At 65.5% G+C, this 19,429-nt stretch carries 19 protein-coding genes; 7 read left to right on the top strand and 12 right to left on the bottom strand.

Going from position 1 to position 19,429, the window contains the following annotated elements:
* Window positions 1–30: 30 nt before the first annotated feature.
* Window positions 31–1,011 (top strand): class 1b ribonucleoside-diphosphate reductase subunit beta, encoded by a 981-nt coding sequence (nrdF, locus tag MRBLWO13_RS10900; RefSeq protein ID WP_341974007.1) that lies wholly within the window; start codon window positions 31–33, stop codon window positions 1,009–1,011.
* A gap of 1,258 nt (window positions 1,012–2,269) precedes the next feature.
* Here nrdF and MRBLWO13_RS10905 read toward each other — a convergent pair.
* From MRBLWO13_RS10905 to MRBLWO13_RS10940, 8 genes are all read right to left on the bottom strand, one after another.
* Window positions 2,270–3,559 carry an RES domain-containing protein gene (locus tag MRBLWO13_RS10905; RefSeq protein ID WP_341974008.1) on the bottom strand — a complete coding sequence of 430 codons (1,290 nt, stop codon included), beginning with the start codon at window positions 3,557–3,559 and terminating at the stop codon, window positions 2,270–2,272.
* 140 nt (window positions 3,560–3,699) lie between these two features.
* The gene (locus MRBLWO13_RS10910; protein WP_341974010.1) at window positions 3,700–5,370 is read right to left on the bottom strand and encodes an SIR2 family protein; all 1,671 of its coding nucleotides are present in this window, start codon (window positions 5,368–5,370) and stop codon (window positions 3,700–3,702) included.
* A 111-nt stretch (window positions 5,371–5,481) separates the two neighbouring features.
* Window positions 5,482–6,018 carry a hypothetical protein gene (locus MRBLWO13_RS10915; RefSeq protein ID WP_341974011.1) on the bottom strand — a complete coding sequence of 179 codons (537 nt, stop codon included), beginning with the start codon at window positions 6,016–6,018 and terminating at the stop codon, window positions 5,482–5,484.
* Window positions 6,019–6,070: 52 nt separating this feature from the next.
* Window positions 6,071–6,676, bottom strand: a complete 606-nt coding sequence (locus MRBLWO13_RS10920) for a toll/interleukin-1 receptor domain-containing protein (RefSeq protein ID WP_341974012.1) — start codon at window positions 6,674–6,676, stop codon at window positions 6,071–6,073.
* 393 nt (window positions 6,677–7,069) lie between these two features.
* Window positions 7,070–7,459: a hypothetical protein gene (locus tag MRBLWO13_RS10925; protein ID WP_341974013.1), complete on the bottom strand. Its 390-nt coding sequence runs from the start codon at window positions 7,457–7,459 to the stop codon at window positions 7,070–7,072.
* Complete coding sequence (locus tag MRBLWO13_RS10930; RefSeq protein ID WP_341974014.1) at window positions 7,456–7,653, bottom strand: antitoxin VbhA family protein; 198 nt, start codon at window positions 7,651–7,653, stop codon at window positions 7,456–7,458. Before MRBLWO13_RS10930 ends, MRBLWO13_RS10925 begins: the two co-directional genes overlap by 4 nt.
* Before the next feature lie 147 nt (window positions 7,654–7,800).
* On the bottom strand, window positions 7,801–9,489 hold the full coding sequence (gene pgi / locus MRBLWO13_RS10935) for a glucose-6-phosphate isomerase (RefSeq protein WP_341974016.1): 1,689 nt from the start codon (window positions 9,487–9,489) through the stop codon (window positions 7,801–7,803).
* A gap of 130 nt (window positions 9,490–9,619) precedes the next feature.
* Entirely contained in the window at window positions 9,620–11,443 is a 1,824-nt protein-coding gene (locus tag MRBLWO13_RS10940; protein WP_341974017.1) for a S8 family serine peptidase, read from the bottom strand.
* 422 nt (window positions 11,444–11,865) lie between these two features.
* Here MRBLWO13_RS10940 and MRBLWO13_RS10945 point away from each other — a divergent pair, with 422 nt between their 5' ends.
* Together MRBLWO13_RS10945 and MRBLWO13_RS10950 are read left to right on the top strand one after the other, a co-directional pair.
* Window positions 11,866–12,927: a hypothetical protein gene (locus tag MRBLWO13_RS10945; protein ID WP_341974019.1), complete on the top strand. Its 1,062-nt coding sequence runs from the start codon at window positions 11,866–11,868 to the stop codon at window positions 12,925–12,927.
* Window positions 12,924–13,127 (top strand): hypothetical protein, encoded by a 204-nt coding sequence (locus tag MRBLWO13_RS10950; protein ID WP_341974020.1) that lies wholly within the window; start codon window positions 12,924–12,926, stop codon window positions 13,125–13,127. The genes MRBLWO13_RS10945 and MRBLWO13_RS10950 overlap by 4 nt, the downstream gene beginning before the upstream one ends.
* 13 nt (window positions 13,128–13,140) lie before the next feature.
* On the opposite strand, the gene MRBLWO13_RS10955 is transcribed toward MRBLWO13_RS10950, so the two are convergent.
* Window positions 13,141–13,743, bottom strand: a complete 603-nt coding sequence (locus MRBLWO13_RS10955) for a GNAT family protein (RefSeq protein WP_341974022.1) — start codon at window positions 13,741–13,743, stop codon at window positions 13,141–13,143.
* Between the two features lie 52 nt (window positions 13,744–13,795).
* Between MRBLWO13_RS10955 and MRBLWO13_RS10960 the strand changes: the two genes are divergently transcribed.
* Window positions 13,796–14,725 (top strand): aldo/keto reductase, encoded by a 930-nt coding sequence (locus tag MRBLWO13_RS10960; RefSeq protein WP_341974024.1) that lies wholly within the window; start codon window positions 13,796–13,798, stop codon window positions 14,723–14,725.
* Window positions 14,726–14,777: 52 nt separating this feature from the next.
* Entirely contained in the window at window positions 14,778–15,173 is a 396-nt protein-coding gene (locus MRBLWO13_RS10965) for a PLDc N-terminal domain-containing protein (protein WP_341974026.1), read from the top strand.
* On the opposite strand, the gene MRBLWO13_RS10970 is transcribed toward MRBLWO13_RS10965, so the two are convergent.
* From MRBLWO13_RS10970 to MRBLWO13_RS10980, 3 genes are read right to left on the bottom strand one after another with little or no spacing between them, the layout of a single operon-like run.
* Entirely contained in the window at window positions 15,170–16,138 is a 969-nt protein-coding gene (locus MRBLWO13_RS10970) for a DUF1731 domain-containing protein (RefSeq protein ID WP_341974027.1), read from the bottom strand. The genes MRBLWO13_RS10965 and MRBLWO13_RS10970 overlap by 4 nt on opposite strands.
* On the bottom strand, window positions 16,135–16,752 hold the full coding sequence (locus MRBLWO13_RS10975) for a DUF4166 domain-containing protein (RefSeq protein WP_341974028.1): 618 nt from the start codon (window positions 16,750–16,752) through the stop codon (window positions 16,135–16,137). Before MRBLWO13_RS10975 ends, MRBLWO13_RS10970 begins: the two co-directional genes overlap by 4 nt.
* Before the next feature lie 9 nt (window positions 16,753–16,761).
* Complete coding sequence (locus MRBLWO13_RS10980; RefSeq protein WP_341974029.1) at window positions 16,762–17,370, bottom strand: TetR/AcrR family transcriptional regulator; 609 nt, start codon at window positions 17,368–17,370, stop codon at window positions 16,762–16,764.
* Between the two features lie 119 nt (window positions 17,371–17,489).
* Here MRBLWO13_RS10980 and MRBLWO13_RS10985 point away from each other — a divergent pair, with 119 nt between their 5' ends.
* Window positions 17,490–18,296: a sugar phosphate isomerase/epimerase gene (locus tag MRBLWO13_RS10985; protein WP_341974030.1), complete on the top strand. Its 807-nt coding sequence runs from the start codon at window positions 17,490–17,492 to the stop codon at window positions 18,294–18,296.
* On the top strand, window positions 18,296–19,402 hold the full coding sequence (locus MRBLWO13_RS10990) for a Gfo/Idh/MocA family oxidoreductase (protein ID WP_341974031.1): 1,107 nt from the start codon (window positions 18,296–18,298) through the stop codon (window positions 19,400–19,402). Before MRBLWO13_RS10985 ends, MRBLWO13_RS10990 begins: the two co-directional genes overlap by 1 nt.
* Window positions 19,403–19,429 lie beyond the last annotated feature (27 nt).

Here is a 19,429-nt window from a genome sequence, read left to right on the forward strand (position 1 = left end):
GCTCCAGGGATTCTCGAACAGGAAAAGATGATGACCCCTCCCGAAAAACTCAAGCTGGTCGACCACGTGCAGGCGATCAACTGGAACCGCATCCAGGACGACAAGGATGTCGAGGTGTGGAATCGCCTCGTGAACAACTTCTGGTTGCCCGAGAAGATCCCGCTGTCCAACGACATCCAGTCGTGGAACACCCTCACCCCCGACGAGCAGTTGCTCACGATGCGCGTCTTCACCGGGCTCACCCTCCTCGACACGGTGCAGGCCACTGTCGGTGCCGTCTCGCTGATCCCCGACGCGATCACCCCGCACGAGGAAGCCGTCTACACGAACATCGCGTTCATGGAGTCGGTGCACGCCAAGAGCTACTCCTCGATCTTCTCGACGCTCGCGTCGACGAAGGAGATCGACGAGGCGTTCCGGTGGTCGCAGGAGAACCCGAACCTTCAGAAGAAGGCTCAGATCGTCATGGACTACTACCAGGGCGATGACCCGCTCAAGCGCAAGGTCGCCTCGACCCTGCTGGAGAGCTTCCTGTTCTACTCGGGCTTCTACCTGCCGATGCACTGGTCGAGCCGCGCCAAGCTCACCAACACCGCCGACCTCATCCGTCTCATCATCCGCGACGAGGCCGTGCACGGTTACTACATCGGCTACAAGTTCCAGAAGGGGCTCGAGAAGGAGACCCAGGAACGCCGCGACGAGTTGAAGGAGTACACCTTCAACCTGCTGTACGAGCTGTACGACAACGAGGTGCAGTACACGCAGGATCTCTACGACGGTGTCGGCCTGACCGAAGACGTCAAGAAGTTCCTGCACTACAACGCCAACAAGGCGCTGATGAACCTCGGCTACGAGGCGATGTTCCCGTCGTCCGTGACGAACGTGAACCCGGCGATCCTGTCGGCGCTCTCGCCTAACGCCGATGAGAACCATGACTTCTTCAGCGGTTCAGGCTCGTCGTACGTCATCGGCAAGGCCGAGGCCACCGAAGACGACGACTGGGACTTCTGAGAGTTGTAGGGCCTCAGAAAGGTGAGATAGGCAAGCTAAACGTGGACAACGTGCTGCTATCTGAGACATCGGGCTCCTTCTTGAGATGGGACTCGACGTCGTCTTCCTGGGACAGCCGTGGCTAGGGACCCGCGACCGCGTCCAATCGATCTAGTGTCCCCTGGCCAAAGGGTAGGACATCAGATCCGGCTGGGCGCGTTGCGGCTTCCTTCGCGATTGCGCTTCGTGATGCCATTGACAAGAAGAGGGCTGAAGAAGAGAAGACGAGCGTCCGCTCGGTAGCAGTTGACTGCGGCCTCAACCATCAGACTCTGAACACAATCCTGACGGGTAAGGTCTGGCTCGACATGTACACCATCGCCAAGTTGGAGCATGGCCTGCGAGTGTCCCTGCGGCCGACGGTTACATCCGGGCGTGATTGATAGCTCGGTAGACAGTCGACCGCCCAAGGCCTAGAGCCGTAGCAATCTGGGTCACACTCAGATCGCCGCCAGCCCGCATCAGGAGGGCCATCCGTTCCTGGTCGGCGGTGATCTTGCGGGGCCGGCCGCCTCCCCGCCCACCTTGCGTGCGGCGACAAAGCCCGACGCTGCGCGGTCGTGCACCAGATCTCGCTCGAACTCTTTGATCCAAGAGAGTGCACGCTGAAGAAGGCGACGAGGTCAACGGGGTCGGCGCGTTTTGCACAGATTCCAGCAAGATCGGCGAGCACCTTGGACTTGAGACCCTTTTGCTGGACGGTGCACGCGAGCACAACGGGCGACGTCGATGCCGAGGCAGAGAACCCTGCGGCGTGAGGAAGCTCGTCCGGAATCCGGGTGGAGTAGGACTCCGCATCACGGCTCTGGTCGCCGCCGGCGCTCACGGGACCATTCGCGACGAGGATGTTCGAACTGATCCGTTTGCGGGCAATGCGCGTCGCTATCTCTTCAAAGCGATGATGCTCGTTGCGGCTGCTCAACTGGCTTAGGCGGAAGGCGACGTACGCCTCGAGTTCCGGAGTTTTCTCGTCAGTCACTGTCGCCCCAGAGTCAAGAACGGTTCGTAAAGATCAAGGGATGGATGTGGCGAGAGGACTCGAGTGACGTCCGCATCCGGGGGAGATAAAGGTAAATCTGGGCGTCGTCTTCGGGTGAGATCAGCGTGGTCAGAGGCACACACGCTAGTCCCGCTTCCGCTGGACAAACCGACAAAGCTGAGTGACCGTCCTCGTCGTTCTAGCCAAGTCCCCGGTGCGACTCGTTCAGAATGCATAGTTCTAGAAGTCCATGTGCATCGGGTCTTCGTCCTCCCAGGGCCCGGGGACCTCTAGCTTCTTGACCTTGACTCGGCGCTTAACTCGGTGCTCAGTGACGTCGTCTCTAGATAGCTTCAGTGTGGGCTCTTTCGAGGCGCGCCTCATCGTCTCGGCCTCCGTGGGCGGGTCGGTTTGGAAGTCTGGGCCCGGTCCAAGGAATAGCGCCACGTTTTTGCCTCTGCCTGCGCCGACGTGCGAGGGCCAGGCGATGCCGTCGATGCGAGTTTCTGGGACGTATCGCAGGTACTCCGCCACGACCTGAGTCGGTGTGTAGTCAACCAACTGTCTTCCATCGAGAAGCACGGGTGCCGTGATGTGGTTCGTGAATCGCTCCGCGAACCGCGAGAACAGCCAACGGTTTCGGCTCACCTTATCGGTCGCAAAGATGCTTGGCAGCGTTGTGAGACGTCGAGTGAAGTCGAGGACCTTCAGGTGGCGCTGCGTCACGAATCCACCCATGATCGCCACGTCGTATGGCGAGTGGAGCGCGATTTCCCCTACTGCGGTGTCGACGTCATCGGCAGCGTAAAACAAGCTGATGCCCTTGCTGTTGAGGCGTCCCGCCTCCGCTTTCTCCGACGGAGCCGGACCAAGTCTCGTGCTCGGCTCCTTGGCGATGTCGTCTCGATGGGTGTCGAGCTCATCCACCATGCGCCCGCGGTACAACTTGGTGCCCGGAGGGACATCAATGAGCAAGTCGGACTCGACATAGGCGAGCAACGCGTTGAGGAACTTGGCGAGGCGTGCTGGCGGCTCGTCCTCATGGCCCGGTCTGGCGGACGTCCCGATGAAAACGAATCTCGACTGTGTCTTCACGGTGTCCTGGAAGGCGGCCCAAGAAAGCGAGAATCTGTAGTCGTGGTCATTGTAGCTCCAGTACTCGCGGTCGTTGACTGCGTCCGTCAGAGCGAGGAGCACGTCATCCGCGACGGCCTCCTCCAGTGCATCGCCAGCGATGTCATACATGACCTCGTTGTTCTCGGTTAGGCCCTCCGTAGACCACGGTTCGCCGTCGTAGTACTCGATGTAGCCGGGGTTCGAGTACATCCACGAGGCCGCTTCCCAGACGTACTCGCCGAGGAGGTCCATCGAAACCGCGAACGGTGTTTCGCCAGGGGCTTCGGTTCGACCACAGAAGCTGCACTCGAACCTATCTACATCAGGATCGAGGCGACCCCTCAATACGTCGTCCGTGATGTGGCTGATGCAAAGCGTTGCGTCAATGCTGCTGAAGCCGTCGGGATGTTCCACGGTCCGATCATCGCATCGAGGAGAGCCGCTCGTCGAGGATCAAGAGAGCAAGTGCGGACATTCGGAACGCGTCGTGGGAGATGGCCGACGCGCCCGCACGAGCGGACGGTCCGTCATTCTCAGCGCGTCGACGGGCTCGTTTACGATGTCGTCGTTTCAGTTGCGACGCTCACGTTCCCGCGCCACCAAAGCGTGCCGACGGGGGTCGCCCCAGCGATTCGGATGTCGACGGGGAGCTGCGTGTCAGCCGTCGCGAAGACTGTTCTTGTCTCACCAGACGGCCAGCTCGGGAACTTCGGGCTGAGGGCCCACGAACTGACGTCCAAGGTTTCAGGAAGCTGCTCGAGATCCGAGTAGAGCTGAAGAAGGCCCGTAGCGTGCGCCGACTTCCCTTCTGTCGGGCGCCGCGCCTCGATATCCGCGTCGGTGAGGTCCTGTCCGTACCAGGTGACGTCGAGTCGATAACCTCGCGGGATTGCCCGGACGGTGACCTCAGCCGCCGGGGCCGGCACGTCCGCCGGTCGTATGGTCAGCGTTTCGGAGAGCTTTTCGCGCGCATGCCCCTCAACCAGCATCAGGCGGGGTTTGAGGTGCTCGCCGTGGACATCTAGCTGTCTTCCATAGCCGGCAATCAGCGCGGAGCGGAAGTCGGTGATCTCTCGGTAGTAGCGTTCCCGAGGCCAATGGAGGTCGAGAATCGACGTGGTACGACTGTCGTCGGCGGCCAGCCAGTCACGAATCATCGCGTTGATGTGGTCGTCGCCGAATGAGTAGCCGACGACGGCCAAGTGGGTGGCGCGCAGCAGTGCTGATCGGGCTGCGAGGTTCAATGCGAGGGTCGGTCCGTCGGTGGCTAGCTTTTCGCGGTCACCGACGACGATCCACGGGAGTTCCTCATGGTGGCGGTCACCGGTTGCTTGCAGGGGAACAACCGCAATACGGCGCGGCGAAGTCTGCCGGTGTTTCCCTTGCTCAGGCTTGGATGCACGCCAGTCCAGGGAGCCATGCAGTTTCAGGAGGTTAAGCGTTCCTTCGACCGCGGGGAATTGGAGTGGCTCGCCCGGTACCCACGTGTCGATTCCGCGGTTGACGGGGATGTTCTCCTCGGCCGCAGCTGTCTCGACAGTGAGGTCGTAGTTCAGGGTGATGACGTCAAGCCCGCCGGGTTGTGTGCTCGCCAATTTGAGCAACGGATTGAAGTAAGTGACGTCCCCGTGGTCTCCCAAGAGCTCGACGAGAGATCGAAGGATGAAGGACTCAGCGTCGCGGAAAGGGGCCTCGAGGTTGGGGCGGACCGCAGCCCGAGCGATCTCAGCGACCGCTTCTGTGATCTCTCGCTTGCTGAAGTGTCCTCCCTCCTTCATCGACTTGCCGATGCTCCTCAGGATCTTCTCGCCAGCGTTCGCCGGGAGGTCGGACGAGTCGAAATTGCTGAGTGACGGGACCCAGGACGCGACGAAGGGGGCGACCTCGTGATCCTCGCGTGCGCGTAGCAGTCTGACAGCAGAGATCAGCGTCTCTATGTTTACTGCCGTCAGAGGGTTCCGTCCACGCGCGCCCAAGTGGCCGACCATGCCGGCGTAGACGGCGTTCAGCGCGCGCACCCAGTCTGGCTCTACGCGAGCAACCTCTGAATTGGCGCGCTCCAAGATGGTTTTGGCGAGGGCGGAAGTCAGCAATAATCCCGCATCAGCAGAGGCTCCCGCACCCAAGAGCACGACGACGCGTGAGCCGTCAATCGACGCTTTCGAATCAGTTCTCTCGCTGCTCAAGAGCGCCTCCATCTGCCCGCCGATGATGCCGGCGCCCATGGAGGAGCCGCACCAGTCTGTCACTATCGCTAGCTTTGCATGTCGCTCGTGCGTCAACGCGCTTGATCGCAACGTTCGTCGGCTTCTGCGGAAGGATCTGCAAGGCTAGCGCTAAGCGCTGAAGGTAACGCTCGGCATCCCGTCCCTCGGAAACCACGCCGGCGGCACGACGCTCAGCGGGAAGTTTGACAGCCAGTGGAACGAGCGCTGGTCGACTCCCTCGTGCCTCGGCAGCGCGTCGAGCGTGGTCACGGCGGTGCCCGTCGAGTCGAGGACGGTTAGCTGCGGGAAGATCTGTTGGGCGATGTAGGCTGCCGCGCCTAGAGCGCGGATGCCCTCCTGCTCTGCGAGCCCGACGATGATGAGAAGGTGCGTTTCGGCGTATTCGAACGAGAGGCGACCGTCCGTCGTGTTCAGAAAATCGACGTTGTCTCGCTCCGTGAGCCGGATGGCTTCGTGGATATCCTCGGGGGCCATGCCGGGAGCGAGGAATGGCGCGGGCACGACGCGGCGGCCCGCGAAGGTGAGCGTGTCATCGAGCGGTACATCGCCGATGTGGGCGGTGACTTCTTCGTAGGTGAGGAAGAGGGGGAAGGGGGTGGCGTTCAGGCTGGTCATACCCGCCCTATGCGCGGCACCGAGAAGCACGAGAAGGCGCCGTGACTCGAAGTCGAGTCACGGCGCCCAGCGTTCTAGTCCGCTACTCGGATGCCCGCTTCATGCTGAGCTCGTCAGCCTCTTCATCATTCAGTTCGCCAACGAGTTCAGCGATCTTCACAGCGATGTCCTCAAGAGGTTCTTCCGCGGTGCTGAATCCACCGCGGGACGCGAGAGTGGGGCTGACCTGGTCGAGTTGCTCGAATGTCACGCCATGCATCACGGGGATGAGGAGGTTGCGGCGAAGCAAAGCGCTCAGCTCGTTGCTGGCGATGCTTCGATCCGTGAGCAGCTTCTCGAGCATCGCGGGAGTCACGAGCACGATACCGATTCGGGAACTGACGAGGCCCCGGTCGATGGCGACGCGCATATCCGTTCCGACCCTGAGGCTCACCTCGCTGAACCACACCGAGACGCTCTCGTCGACCAGGAGGTCGTAAAGGTCCTTCGCGTCTTCCTTGCGGTCGGGCCAGGCGTGACAAAGGAACACATCGTGCGGTTGGGTCCGGCTGATCGCCGCGCTTCGGACCGGCTGCAGATCGCGAACCTGCTGCGCGGTGTAGGAGACGGTCGATGAGCTTGGTGACCAACTCGGCCGGGCAGAGCGCGAACCTCCACCGCTGCCTCCGCTCCGCACCGCCGGAGTCACAGGCGGGGGAGAGTATTGCGGGTAGGACGGCCTCGAGTAGCTGTAACCGTAGCCACCGCCTCTGCCGTGTACTGGGCAATCCGCACCGCCGCCGCGGATATGTCCTCTGACGGGGGCGGTGCACTGGCCGTATCCGCGCCCCATCAGTGTGATCTCTCTCTCGAAGCCGGGCCCATGCCGCCCGAGGTGAGCTGATCGCTCATACGGTTGTTCCGATCCGCGACCCAGGTTGCCGAGAGCGAGTTAGGCTGTAGGTCTCTGCCAAGAGAACTGCGACCTGCGCCCGGCTCCGCCGACGCGGGTCGCTTTTCAAGTTCGTCGAACGGTAGTTCAACTCTACTTTCGACATCCGACACCCACTGCGAACACGGGTACGCCCGGTGGTCCTCGAGGTCAGTTGCTCCACGCCCATGCGGTGTGTCTGGCGTCTCGGAGTACCGCGTCCAGTTGACCGGTCAGAAGCTGCTCGATGGCGCTCGAAGCCTCCTCGCCCGATTCGTCATCGACACGGACGTTGAGCCACTGCGCCCATGTCCATCGCGATTCGGTGCCCGTGCTGAGTATATGAAGGACAGCATCGAGGCCCTCGACTAGAGCGCCATTCCACACCTGAAAAGCCGGGTACAGCAGGACGCCGTCACTTGTCTTGACTTCGAGCACAGTCAGCGACGCAGTCGCCTCGGCCACGTCTGATTCGCTCCAGCCAAGTTCGCGGGCAAGCGACGCCGCGGTGTAGCACGGGCCGATGATTTCGGCCCAAGGGTTCGGTGACTCGTCGGTCATTGCTCGTCCAACGGTAGGCGGGTATGACGGCGCCGAACATCTTCGATGATCTCGTCGAGGGTGCGGCGGCCGTAGATGTAGTCCGCAGCGTCTTGCAGCGCTCCGGGGCTTGGGGACCGGCCGTCCAGGCGCAGGTCGGCGAACGCATTCTCTACGCCGCGCCGTCGCCGCGCCTCGTCAGCCAAGTCGTTCATCGCCGTAGTTCCTATGGCCGCCACAGAATACGCCGATCCAACCATCGCGGTCGCGCCGCTCAGTCCCGGGACGACCGATGCGTGAGGTCACACGAAGTCTTTCCTTGTCGGTCGGTTCAGGCTGCTCCCGCGAGCGTAGCGGAGCGGTTACTCCTGCTGCTTCCGGTTCGCGTGGTAGTACGCCAGCAGCGCCTTCGTCGACGCATCCTGGGCCTCGATCGCCGCCGCATCACCCTCGATCGCCGGAGCAATCTGCGTCGCCAACTGCTTGCCCAATTCGACGCCCCACTGGTCGAACGAGTTGATCCCCCAGATCGTGCCCTGCGTGAACGTGATGTGCTCGTACAGCGCGATGAGCTGACCGAGCACCTGCGGGGTGAGAGCCGGCGCGAAGATCGAGGTCGTCGGTCGGTTGCCGGCGAAAGTCCGGGCGGCGACGAGGGCACCGGTGGTGCCTTCGGCCTCGACCTCTTCGGCGGTCTTGCCGAAGGCGAGCGCCTTGGTCTGAGCCAGGAAGTTCGCCAGGAACAGCCCGTGCACGTCGCGGCCGTCGTCCTGCAGCGGGTACGCGGGGTTGGCGAACGCGATGAAGTCCGCCGGGATCAGGCGGGTTCCCTGATGGATCAGCTGGTAGAAAGCGTGCTGTCCGTTGGTGCCCGGCTCTCCCCAGAACACCTCGCCGGTGTCAGTGGTCACCGGGCTGCCGTCCCAGCGCACGGACTTGCCGTTGGACTCCATCGTCAGCTGCTGCAGGTAGGCCGGGAATCGGCTGAGCTGCTGAGCGTAGGGGAGCACGGCGTGCGACTGCGCGTCGAAGAAGTTCACGTACCAGACGTTCAGCAGCCCCATCAGCACCGGCACGTTGCGCTCCAGCGGCGTCGTCCGCACGTGCTCATCGACCGCGTGGAAACCAGCCAGCAGATCGCGGAACGCGTCGGGGCCGAGAGTGATCGCCAAGGAAAGGCCGATCGCGGAGTCGACGGAGTAGCGGCCGCCCACCCAGTCCCAGAACCCGAAGGCGTTCACGGGGTCGATGCCGAAGGCGGCCACCTTGTCGAGGGCGGTCGACACGGCGACGAAGTGGTGCGCCACGGCGTCGACGCGCGATGCGTCATCGCCCGAGATCGCTCCGGATGCCGTCAACCCGGCCCACAGCCAGTCGCGGGCGAGCCGCGCGTTGGTGAGCGTCTCCAGAGTCGTGAAGGTTTTCGACGCCACGATGAACAGTGTGGTCTCGGGGTCGAGGTCGGCGGTCTTCTGCGCGAGGTCGGTCGGGTCGATGTTGGAGACGAAGAGAGCCTGGATGCCTGCATCCGCGTACGGCTTGAGCGCTTCGTAGACCATGACGGGCCCGAGGTCGGAACCGCCGATGCCGATGTTGACGACATGCGTGACCTTCTTGCCGGTCACACCGAGCCAGTCTCCGGAGCGGACGCGATCGGCGAAGGCGGAGAGCGCATCGAGCACGGAGTGCACGTCGGTATCCACGTCCTGGCCGTCGACGACCAGCGCGGGCGCGGCACCGGCCGGGCGCCGCAGCGCGGTGTGCAGTACGGCGCGATCCTCCGTGGTGTTGATGTGCTCGCCTGCGAGCATCGCGGCGAAGCGGTCGGCCACTCCGGTCTGCTCCGCGAGGCGGAGGAGCGCGGCGATCACGTCGTCGGTGACGAGATTCTTCGAGAGATCGACGTGCAGATCGCCGAGGGGCAAGGACAGCCGCTCGGCGCGGGACGGATCTGCGGCGAACCAGGCGCGGAGGTCGGGTTCGAAGGACGCGTGCAGAGCGCTGAGCTCGGCCCAGGCGGGGGTGCGGGTGGGATCGATCGGGGCGGTCATGCGTCCAAGGTACCCCCACGGCGGGAGGTCTTCCGGCCGGATGACGGCGGCACTCATCCGGAGTGAGCGACGGATGCCGCGGGGGTTCGTTCGCCCCCGCGGCATCCGCTCTTTCACACCGGCTCAGTCGTCACTTCACGGTCGCGGTGTACGCTCCCGATCCCGCGTACGACTTCACGACGAGGCGGTAGGTGCCAGACGAGGCGTTGTACGTGAACTTCTCGTCGGCGTCAGCCGAGGTGCCCTGGGCGACGGTGTACCAGCCGAAGGAGTACCGCTTCTGCAGGTAGACGTCGAAGTCCGCGCCGGTCGGCCCGTCGAGGCAGACCTCAAGCGCGCCGGAGGTGCGAGAGAAGGTCGGCGATGTCACCTGCTGCCCGTTGCTCAGTGAGCCCGACGACACGGTCGCGCCAGAGCAGACGCCAGGGTCGACAGCCGTGACCGTGAACGCGAACGCCGCTGAGTCCGTCGAGACGGGAGCAGACGCATCCGTCACCGTTACCGTCACGTTCGACGTGCCCGCCGCAGTCGGCGTCCCTGAAATCGTGCCCGTGGAGGCGTCGATCGCGAGACCCGCGGGAAGACCGGTCGCGGAGAACGCATACGGAGCGGTGCCGCCCGTGACGGAAACAGCGAGGTCGACGGCCTGGCCGACCTTGCCGGTCTGATCGCCGATTGCGGCGAGGTCGACCGCGACCGGCTCCGGGTCGCCGGAGTTCAGGAAGCCGGTGTACAGCAGGCGGTTCGGCGACGCGGAGGTGAGGCCGGAGAGCTTGCCGGTCGACGCGTTGTCGACGATGGCTGCCTGCACCTGCGCCGGCGTAGCGCCAGGGTTCTCGCCGAGGTACAGGGCGGTGGCACCCGTCGTGTGCGGCGAAGCCATCGACGTGCCGGAGATCGTGTTCGTCGCGTCATCGCCGGTCGGCCAGGCCGACAGGATCTCGGTGCCTGGCGCCCAGACGTCGAGGCATGAGCCCCAGCTGCTCGTTCCAGCCTTGGCGTCAGTGCGCGTCGAGTTGCCGACGGTGATGCCTTCCGGCACGAGCTGCGGGCTGTAGCGGCACGCGTCGTCGTTGCTGTTGCCAGCTGCCTGAACCCAGGTGACGCCGGAGGCGACGAGGTTCTTGACGGCCTGATCGGTTGCCGGGCTGGAGCACGCGGTGCGGCAGCCGATGCTGTAGTTCGCCGTCGCGGGCTTCACTGCGTTCTCGGTGAGCCACTCGATCGCCTCGATGATGTCGGCGCTGGAGCCGGATCCCTGGCAGTCGAGCACGCGCACCGGGTGGACGGTGGCCTTCTTGGCCACGCCGTATGTGCTGCCCGCAGCAGTGCCGGCGACGTGCGTGCCGTGACCGTTGCAGTCCTGGGCGGTTCCACCCGGGGTGACCGCGTCGAAGCCGGGCTTCATGCGCCCGGTGAACTCCGAGTGGGAGCTGCGGATGCCGGTGTCGACGATGTAGACGTTCACTCCCGCACCTGCCGAAGCGGGGTAGGTGTAGCTCTGATCGAGGGGCAGGTCGCGTTGATCGATGCGGTCATCGCCCCAGTTCGGCGGGCTGACCTGCTCGTCGAGAGCGTAGAAGGTCTGCGCCTGTTCGACGTACTCGACGCGGTCGTCCGACGCGATCGTCAGCGCCTCCGCTTCGCTGAGGACGGCCGAGTACCCGGTGAGTGCAGCGTTGAAAGTGCTCAGCACTTCGCCGCCGATTTCGTTGGTGATAGCGGATGAGACGTCGTCGGCGGTGCCGATCTCACCGGGGGACTTCAGTACGACGATGTACTCGCCCGGAATGGCGTTCGTGGAGCTTGCGCCAACGATCTCGGGATCACCGGTCGAATCGGTGCTCGCTCCAGCGAACGATGGTGTCAGGATGACGGCCGTGCATGTGAGGAGTGCTGCCGCGGTGGCGGCTCCTCGTGACGCGGCGTTGCGCCACGGGGTCTTCTTGAACAATGGATTCCCTCTCGTTGTGGTGATGAAGGCGTCTTGTGGACGCCCCGCGCTGACGGGGAGGTCAACGCGCGGTCCGGGGCTGTGCCCGAACGCGATCGGTGGGCGCCGCCCCGCGCTGCGTGCGCGTCGACGCGATGGGAACCAGTCGAATGGGAGAGGCCGTCGGCAGTCGCAGTGCGCAGTGCTGTCATCACGTGCTCCAACGGGAGGCCTCGGAATTGATCGGCTCGTGACTGAAAATTATTGGTTCGTCAGAGGAGCGTCAATTTGCCTTTTGGCACACGAATGGACTCATGCAGCAGACCTTCGGCCAGTTTTTGCATCGGATCCAATATTTAGTCCCGGACTCGGGCATACTTCCTTTCCGCGGTATCCGCAGGCTCGCAGCGAGGCAGATGCGGACGCATCCTAGGATTGCCATGATGAGCGAGATGACGGCACCCGCGGCGGCGACCGCCCCCTGGTGGCGCCGGCTCGTGTTCAATTCCCTCACGTGGGGATTCGTCCTTCTGCTGGCCGCGACGGCGCTGACTCTGGGGGCCGGCGACCTCGACATCGTCCAGCTCGTGCTGATGCTCGTCGCTGGTTGGTGCTTCGGTTTCGCCTTCGTGAACGCCACGGATCGGATGCCGCGCAACGGCGCGGTGCTGCACATCGCGGTGGCCGTGATCCTGGGGGCGCTGATGATCTTCGTCACCGAGTATGGAGGGCGGCTGATCGAGCCGCTTCCTGATCCGGTACGCGGGGTCTTCGTCGTCCTCTGGATGGCGACGATCCCCGCGACAGGGTGGATCTGGCTGGGTCTCCTCGGCCGGATCACCGACGCGTTCACCCGCCGCCAGCGCAAGAACGCTCCGGTGCGCGTCACCCCGGAATGGGAGCGCGACGAGCGAGGGGACGGCTCGTTCGTGACGTTCCCCGCCATACAAATGCGGCTGCGGCAGCTCACCGTCGCCATCGTCGCGATCGTGGTCGTCGTCGGCGCGCTGGCCGTGGTACTCCTGATCGCCCTCGGCGACGTCGTGCTGAACTTCGGCCCGCGGATGCTGATCGTCTTCCTCGGTCTGGTCCTCGGCCTTCCTTCCTATCTGATTCTGACCGCGGTGCTCCGGCGGGGGACAGAGCAGTGCACCGTCGCGTTCGGCAACGACGAGGTCCGGATCGACGTCGGGGCGACGGCATCCGTCATCCGGCACTCCGACCTCGAATACCTGCGCTGGCGCGGCCGCAGCGACTACGCCAGGGTCGAGATCCGCGGGGCCGGCGTCGATCTGTCGCTCCTCACGGGCATCGCCAAAGCGCCTGCGGGTCGGACGGCCGAGCTGCCTCCATTGCCGAGGCGGGTCTTCCGCCGACTGGAGCTGGCGGGCTTCATCATGGAGAAGTCGCGTCGCGGTGAGGTCATCACTTTCCGGCGGGCGGTCGGAACGCCGGCGGACGAGAAGTATCCTGGTAGGCGGCCGCTACGACAGGAGACCCCGTGATCCTCAGCTTCATCTTCTTCTTGATCCTCTTCCTCGGAGGCATCTGGCTCATGGGTCTTGCGCAGTCGCTCGAAGACTTCCAGGCGATCATCTTCGTCGCGGGCCTGCTCATCATGTGCCTCTCGCTCGCCTTCATGATGCGCCAGCGCGGATCGGCGACGCGCCGCTCGAACAACTGGTCGGGCAACGCCGCCGAATAACGACCTCCCGACGTCAGCGCCTCCTGGCGAGGCGTGCGTCGAGGTTCGCCTTCACAGCGGGCCACTCCGGCTCGATGATCGAGAACTCGACGCTGTCGCGCAGTGCGCCGTTCCGGTAGCGGCTCATGGCACGCATCACCCCGTCCTGCTTGGCGCCGAGGCGTTCGATCGCTGCGCGCGACTGGAAGTTCACCCACTGCGTGGTGAGTCCGACCCGGAACACGCCCAGCGTCTCGAACGCGTGCTGCAGCAGCAGCAGCTTCGACTCGGCGTTCGTGCCGGTTCCGTGCGCCGATGGACGATTCCAGGTGTAGCCGATGTGCAGCCGGGGCACGTCGGGGTCGAGGTCGTAGAACGTCGTCATCCCGATCACCCGTCCCGCGGTGTCGAATGCCGTGAACGGCACCATCTCGTGCTTCTCGCTCAGAGCGAGGCGACGCTCGATCTCGGCGGCGACCCCGTCCGGTGACGGGACCGAGGTGTACCACGCGGTCTGCCAGAGATCGCCCTCCTCGACGGCTTCGATCAGCTCGTCGCGATGTGCGCGCTCGAGCGGGCGGAGTTCGACCAAACGGCCGGTGAGGGTGACAGGGGAGGGATCGACGAGGAAGGCCATGGATTCATTCAACCAGCGCCGAGCCGTCCGACCCGCGCGGTAGCGTTGCCCCATGAAGACAGTGCCGTTCGGATCGACCACCGCCCCCGCCGTCATCGCCGGAATGATGCGCATCACCGACAAGACCGACGCGCAGATCCGGGAACTCTACGACACCGCCCGTGCTGCCGGTATCGACTTCTTCGATCACGCCGACATCTACGGCGGCAGCATGCACGCCTGCGAGGCGCGGTTCGGCGATGCCTTGCAGCTGAGCACCGCCGAGCGCGCCGAGATCGTCCTGCAGACGAAGTGCGGGATCGTGCCGGCGCAGGGCATGTTCGACTTCTCCTACGAACACATCGTCACGCAGGTCGAGGGATCGCTGCGGGCGCTGCGCACGGACTTCATCGACGTGCTTCTGCTGCACCGACCCGACGCGCTCGTCGAGCCGGACGAGGTCGCCCGAGCCTTCGACGAACTCGAGGCCGCTGGCAAGGTGCGCGCTTTCGGCGTCTCCAACCACACCCCGCGACAGATCGATCTGCTGCGCACGGCCGTGCGGCAGCCGCTCGTCGCCAACCAGCTGCAGCTGTCGATCACGCATGCGCCGATCATCGCGCAGCCGGTCGCTGCGAACATGGCCGCCGAGGAGCAGAGCGTCGGACGCGACGGCGGCGGCATCGTCGACTACTGCCGCATCAACGGCATCACGATCCAGGCATGGTCACCGTTCCAGGGCGGGTTCTTCACCGGTGTGTTCCTCGGAAACCCGGAGTACGCCGAACTCAACGCCGTCATCGACCGGCTCGCGGCGTCGTACAGCGTGACTCCGATCGCGATCGCCACGGCATGGATCATTCGGCATCCCGCGAACATGCAGGTCGTGCTCGGGACGACCACCCCGGAACGGGTGCGCGATGCCGCGGCCGGCGCGGACATCGCCCTGACCCGCCCGGAATGGTACGAGCTGTTCCGGGCCGCCGGTCACCTGCTGCCATGACCGACGCCGTTCGGCCGGTTCGGGGATCCGATCTGTCGTCTACCCTGTAGCCATGCCGTTCCTGTTCTCGATGCTCGTCGTCGCGCTGATGATCGGCGCGCTGATCGACATCATCACCCGCGACGATTCGCAGGTGAAGTACCTGCCGAAGATGGTGTGGATCATCATCGTGATCCTGCTGCCGCTGATCGGCAGCATCCTCTGGTTCGCGATCGGACGTGAGTACGGCGAATCGGGAATCGCCATTCCGCGGATGCGCAGGGTCACGCGCCCCGCACAGACGGATGTGCGACCGGCGCCTGCCGCCCCCGTCGACACGCGTACGACCGAGCAGCAGATCGCCGACCTCGACCGCGAGATCGAGGAGTGGCGCCTGCGCCAGGAGGTCGAGAAGAGAAAGCGCGAGGACGGCGGCTCTCCGGCCGGCACGGAGACCCAGCCGGGCTAGGCAGCGCCTTCGATTCCGAAGGACTCGCGGATCGCGGGCTCCAGGGTCGGGTAGCGGAACTCGAATCCCGCGTGGGTGAGCTTCTCCGGCAGCACCCAACGGCTCTTCAGGATCAGTTCGGTCTCGGTGCGGATGCCGATGGCGCCGAGCTCCAGCATCCAGCGCGGCATCGGCGGTCCGAACCTGACTCCGAGAACTCGGCGCACCGTCGCCATGAACTCGTTGTTGTCGACGGGATGCGGTGCAGCCGCGTTGACCGGGCCGTCGAGCGATGGCGTCTGTTCGAGGAAGTCGATGATGCGCGCCACATCTTCCACGTGCACCCAGCTGAAGCGCTGCGTTCCACGACGGGCGCCGGGAAAGTGGCCGGTACCGGCCGCACGGCGCCGCCTGCTCACCGGCCATCTGCCGTCGTACTGCGCACCGCCGAGGCCGCGCCTTGCCAGGTTCTGCACTGGGCCGAGCACGCCGCCGTGGCCGAGCACGATCGTGCTCCGCAGCGCCACCCGGCGCGTGTGCGGCAGCTCGTCGGCGAACAGCGCGCGCTCCCAGGCCTTCGCGACCTCGACCGAGAATCCCGAGCCGAGCTCGCCGGTCGACTCGGTCATCGGGCGGTCCTCCGCGTGACGGTAGATCGTCGCCGTGGAGGAATTCACCCAGAGCGCCGGCGGCGTCTCGGACGCGGCGATCGCCTGGCTGAGCGATGAGGTGGTGTCGAGCCGTGAGCGGAAGATCTCGGCCCGGTTTTCGGGGGTGTAGCGGCAGTTGACGCTCTTGCCGGCGAGTCCGATCACCAGTGCCGCGCCGTCGACGGCGCTGTTGATCCCGGCCTGGTCGCCCCAGCGCAGATCGGCGCCGGCACGGGAGATCGTGACGACCTCGCGACCCGCTGCGCGCAGGCGCGGGAGCAGGTACTGCCCCATGAACCCGGTCGATCCGCCGATCACCACTCTGCCTGCGCTCACGCGGTTGCCTCCTCGATCGAATAGGTGAAATCGCCGCTGTACTCGTACACCCGGCCGATGACGGGGGCGGTGACGGTGAGCTCGACGATCTGACGACCGAGAACGTCGTCGAAGCGCTCGGTGAGGCGGATGGCGGGGGAGAGCGGTCGCGGCAGGCGGATCCGCAGTCGGCCGAGCCGGATGCCGACCGCACGGCTGGTGAGGATGAGCGACCCATCGCGGACGTCGACGTCGAAGCACGCCGCGATCAGACCCGGTTCGCCGAGCTCATCGACGACGCGCCCGTGGCGCGTGAGGGCGACGGCATCTCTCATCGTCCACGAACCGCGGGCGAGGTGGAACGCGCGCTCGCCGATCGCCCGGGAGGCGATGGTGCGATTCTCGACCCGGAACGGCACATCGTTCTCCCAGCAGGCGACGATGACGCCGAGCCGCTCCAGCGGGCGCAGGAACGGCCACAGCCACCGGCGTGGAGTGCCGATGCGGTGGAGCACGCCTTCTCCGACGCCGACGCTGCCGTCCGGGATCGCCTGGAAGTACGTGCGCAGCGCCGGGTGCAGCTCGTGGATGCGGTCGCCGAGCGCCCTGGCGTAGGGGGACTGCGAAGGCGGCACCCTTCGAGACTAGCTTTCCGGCGGACGCAGCAGCCGTTCGAGCAGCTCGAGCGCGTCCTGCTGCGGGACGGTGTCATCCAGGAGCCACTGCGTCTGCAGGCCGTCGGATGCGGCGACCACGAGCGCAGCCACGGCCGCCGGGTCGACGTCCGTGCGGATGCGCCCGGTGCGCTGCTGCGCGATGACCCGCTTGACGAGGTCGGCCCGCACTTCGGTGAAGCGCTCGGTGGCGAACTCGCGAGCGGCGGGGTGGCCCTCCTCCAACGCCGCGGCGACGAGGGACGAGTACAGCTGCACGAGACCGGGGACGGCGCGGTTCGCCTTCGCCGAGTGGATCATGATCTCGACGGGGGTCGGCGCGATCTTCGGCCGCGGGCCGGGAGAGGGGCGCTCGGAGGCTGCGCGGTACACGGCGACGAGGAGCTCCTCGAGAGAGCCGAAGTAGTGGGTGAGGGCGGCGTGCGTGACGCCGACCTCCTTGGCGATCGATCGGAGGCTGGTGCGATCCGCACCGCGGGCCGCGAACACCTCGATGGCACGGTCGAGGATCTCCTGCCGTCGGGCGACACCCTTGGCGTAGGTGCCGCGCGGACGCGGCGATGCGGAGTCGTCGGACATGGGTGAAGCCTAGCCGAAGGAAAACCTCCAGCCGGAGGTATTTGTGATAGCGTGCCTCGTATCGCGGGCGCACACATGCGCTTCCACGCGTCGCCGACGACACAGAAGGAGCCCCACCGATGACGGTTCAGACATCCATCCAGTTGTTCACGATCAGGGATCACCTGGAATCCGACCTCGAGGGCGCCCTCGCCGAGATCGCGAAGCGCGGCTTCACCACGGTCGAGCCCTACGACTTCGTGCGCCGGGCCGAGCCGCTCGCGGCAGCCCTCGCGACGGCGGGCCTCACGGCCCCGAGCGGCCACGCATTCCTCGCTTCCCCGTCGTTCGTCAACCCGGACGGCACCGGGACCGACAATGCGGTGCCGACGCCCGCTGTGGTGTTCGCGGCAGCGAAGGTCCTGGGGATGACCACGGTCATCGAGCCCTACGTCGAGCCTGCACGCTGGACGTCCGTCGAGCAGATCGAAGAGACTGCTCGCCTGCTCAACGAGGCCGCTGAGATCGGCGCACCGCTCGGCATCCGCGTCGGCTACCACAACCACGCTCACGAGCTCGAAGCCGTATTCGACGGCGTGACCGGGCTCGAGGTGCTGGCCGGTTTCCTCGACGGGCGCGTCGTGCTCGAAGTCGACCTGTACTGGGTGGCGCGTTCCGGCCAGGACCCGGTGGCGCTGGTGCAGCGCCTCGGCAACCGCGTCATCGCGGTGCACGCGAAGGACGGCACGCTCGCCCCTGAGGCGGTCCAGGCGTACCCGCCCGCCGATCAGGTTGCCGCCGGAGACGGCGTCGTGCCGCTCGTCGAGGCGATCAAGGCCGCGCCCGCGCTCGAGCTCGCGATCGTCGAGTTCGACCACTACGAAGGAGACCTGTTCGACGCCGTCGAGCGCAGCCGCGTCTACCTCGAAGAGAAGGTGGCCGGCTGATGGCGTCGAGCAACGGACCCGTCGGCGTCGGCATCATCGGCGCGGGCAACATCAGTGACCAGTACCTGAGCAACCTCACCACGTTCCCGGACGTGCGCGTGCTCGCCGTCGCGGACATCGTCGAAGAGCGCGCACGAGCACAGGCCGAAAAGTACGGCGTGCCCCGTGCCGGCGGCGTCGACGTGGTGCTCGACGATCCCGAGATCGAGATCGTCGTGAACCTGACCATTCCGGCGACCCACGTCGAGGTATCCCTGGCGATCCTGGCGGCCGGCAAGCACGTGTGGACCGAGAAGCCGATCGGCGTGAGCCGTGAGGAGTCGCGTCGACTGCTGGAGGCGGCGGATGCTGCCGGTCTCCGCGTAGGAGTGGCGCCGGATACCGTGCTCGGGCCCGGCGTGCAGACCGCGAAGCGTGTGATCGCCCGTGGAGACATCGGTCGGCCGCTGTTCGCCCAGACCACGTTCCAGTGGGGCGGCCCTGAGGTCTTCCACCCGAACCCGGCGTTCCTGTACGCGAAGGGCGCTGGACCGCTGCTCGACATGGGGCCGTACTACGTCTCCACGCTCGTGCACGTCTTCGGCCCGGTCGCAACGGTCGCGGCTCTCGGCCTGCAGGGAACTCCGACCCGCCGCGTGCAGGTCGGCGATCTCGCCGGCCAGGAGTTCCCCGTCGAGATCCCGTCGACGCTGAGCGTGCTGATGGGCTTCGAGGGCGGCGGTCAGGGGCAGAGCATGTACAGCACCGACTCTCCGCTGGCGCGACAGGGCATCGTCGAGATCACCGGCACCGAGGGGACGCTGGTCATTCCCGATCCGAACATGTTCGGCGGCGCGATCTCGATCATCCGCGGCGATCAGGTGGTCGTCGATGTCGCACAGGAGGGTGTGCTGTCCGGTCGTGGCGTCGGCCTGCTCGACATGGTGCGCTCGATCGCCGCCGATCGTCCTCACGTCGCGACGGGAGAGTTCGGCTACCACGTGCTCGACACGCTGCTCTCGATCGAGGAGGCTGCGGAGTCCCGCAGCTTCGTCGCCGTCGAGAGCACCCTCGGCGAGGTGGGCGCGATCGCCGCCGACTTCGACCCGTTCGCCGCAACGCTCTGATCGAACGAGTCCACGGTGCCTCGGAGT

It is taken from the genome of Microbacterium sp. LWO13-1.2 (assembly GCF_038397725.1).
Classification (GTDB): Bacteria; Actinomycetota; Actinomycetes; order Actinomycetales; family Microbacteriaceae; genus Microbacterium.

What these genes read in the sequence shown, in the direction of transcription:
- MRBLWO13_RS10965 (WP_341974026.1), top strand. Translation starts at nt 14,778, where the DNA reads ATGCCGTTCCTGTTCTCGATGCTCGTCGTCGCGCTGATGATCGGCGCG.
- MRBLWO13_RS10945 (WP_341974019.1), top strand. Translation starts at nt 11,866, where the DNA reads ATGAGCGAGATGACGGCACCCGCGGCGGCGACCGCCCCCTGGTGGCGC.
- MRBLWO13_RS10980 (WP_341974029.1), bottom strand. Translation starts at nt 17,370, where the DNA reads ATGTCCGACGACTCCGCATCGCCGCGTCCGCGCGGCACCTACGCCAAG.
- MRBLWO13_RS10925 (WP_341974013.1), bottom strand. Translation starts at nt 7,459, where the DNA reads ATGACCGACGAGTCACCGAACCCTTGGGCCGAAATCATCGGCCCGTGC.
- MRBLWO13_RS10955 (WP_341974022.1), bottom strand. Translation starts at nt 13,743, where the DNA reads ATGGCCTTCCTCGTCGATCCCTCCCCTGTCACCCTCACCGGCCGTTTG.
- MRBLWO13_RS10930 (WP_341974014.1), bottom strand. Translation starts at nt 7,653, where the DNA reads ATGAACGACTTGGCTGACGAGGCGCGGCGACGGCGCGGCGTAGAGAAT.
- MRBLWO13_RS10910 (WP_341974010.1), bottom strand. Translation starts at nt 5,370, where the DNA reads ATGGGCGCCGGCATCATCGGCGGGCAGATGGAGGCGCTCTTGAGCAGC.
- MRBLWO13_RS10990 (WP_341974031.1), top strand. Translation starts at nt 18,296, where the DNA reads ATGGCGTCGAGCAACGGACCCGTCGGCGTCGGCATCATCGGCGCGGGC.
- MRBLWO13_RS10960 (WP_341974024.1), top strand. Translation starts at nt 13,796, where the DNA reads ATGAAGACAGTGCCGTTCGGATCGACCACCGCCCCCGCCGTCATCGCC.
- pgi (WP_341974016.1), bottom strand. Translation starts at nt 9,489, where the DNA reads ATGACCGCCCCGATCGATCCCACCCGCACCCCCGCCTGGGCCGAGCTC.
- MRBLWO13_RS10985 (WP_341974030.1), top strand. Translation starts at nt 17,490, where the DNA reads ATGACGGTTCAGACATCCATCCAGTTGTTCACGATCAGGGATCACCTG.
- nrdF (WP_341974007.1), top strand. Translation starts at nt 31, where the DNA reads ATGACCCCTCCCGAAAAACTCAAGCTGGTCGACCACGTGCAGGCGATC.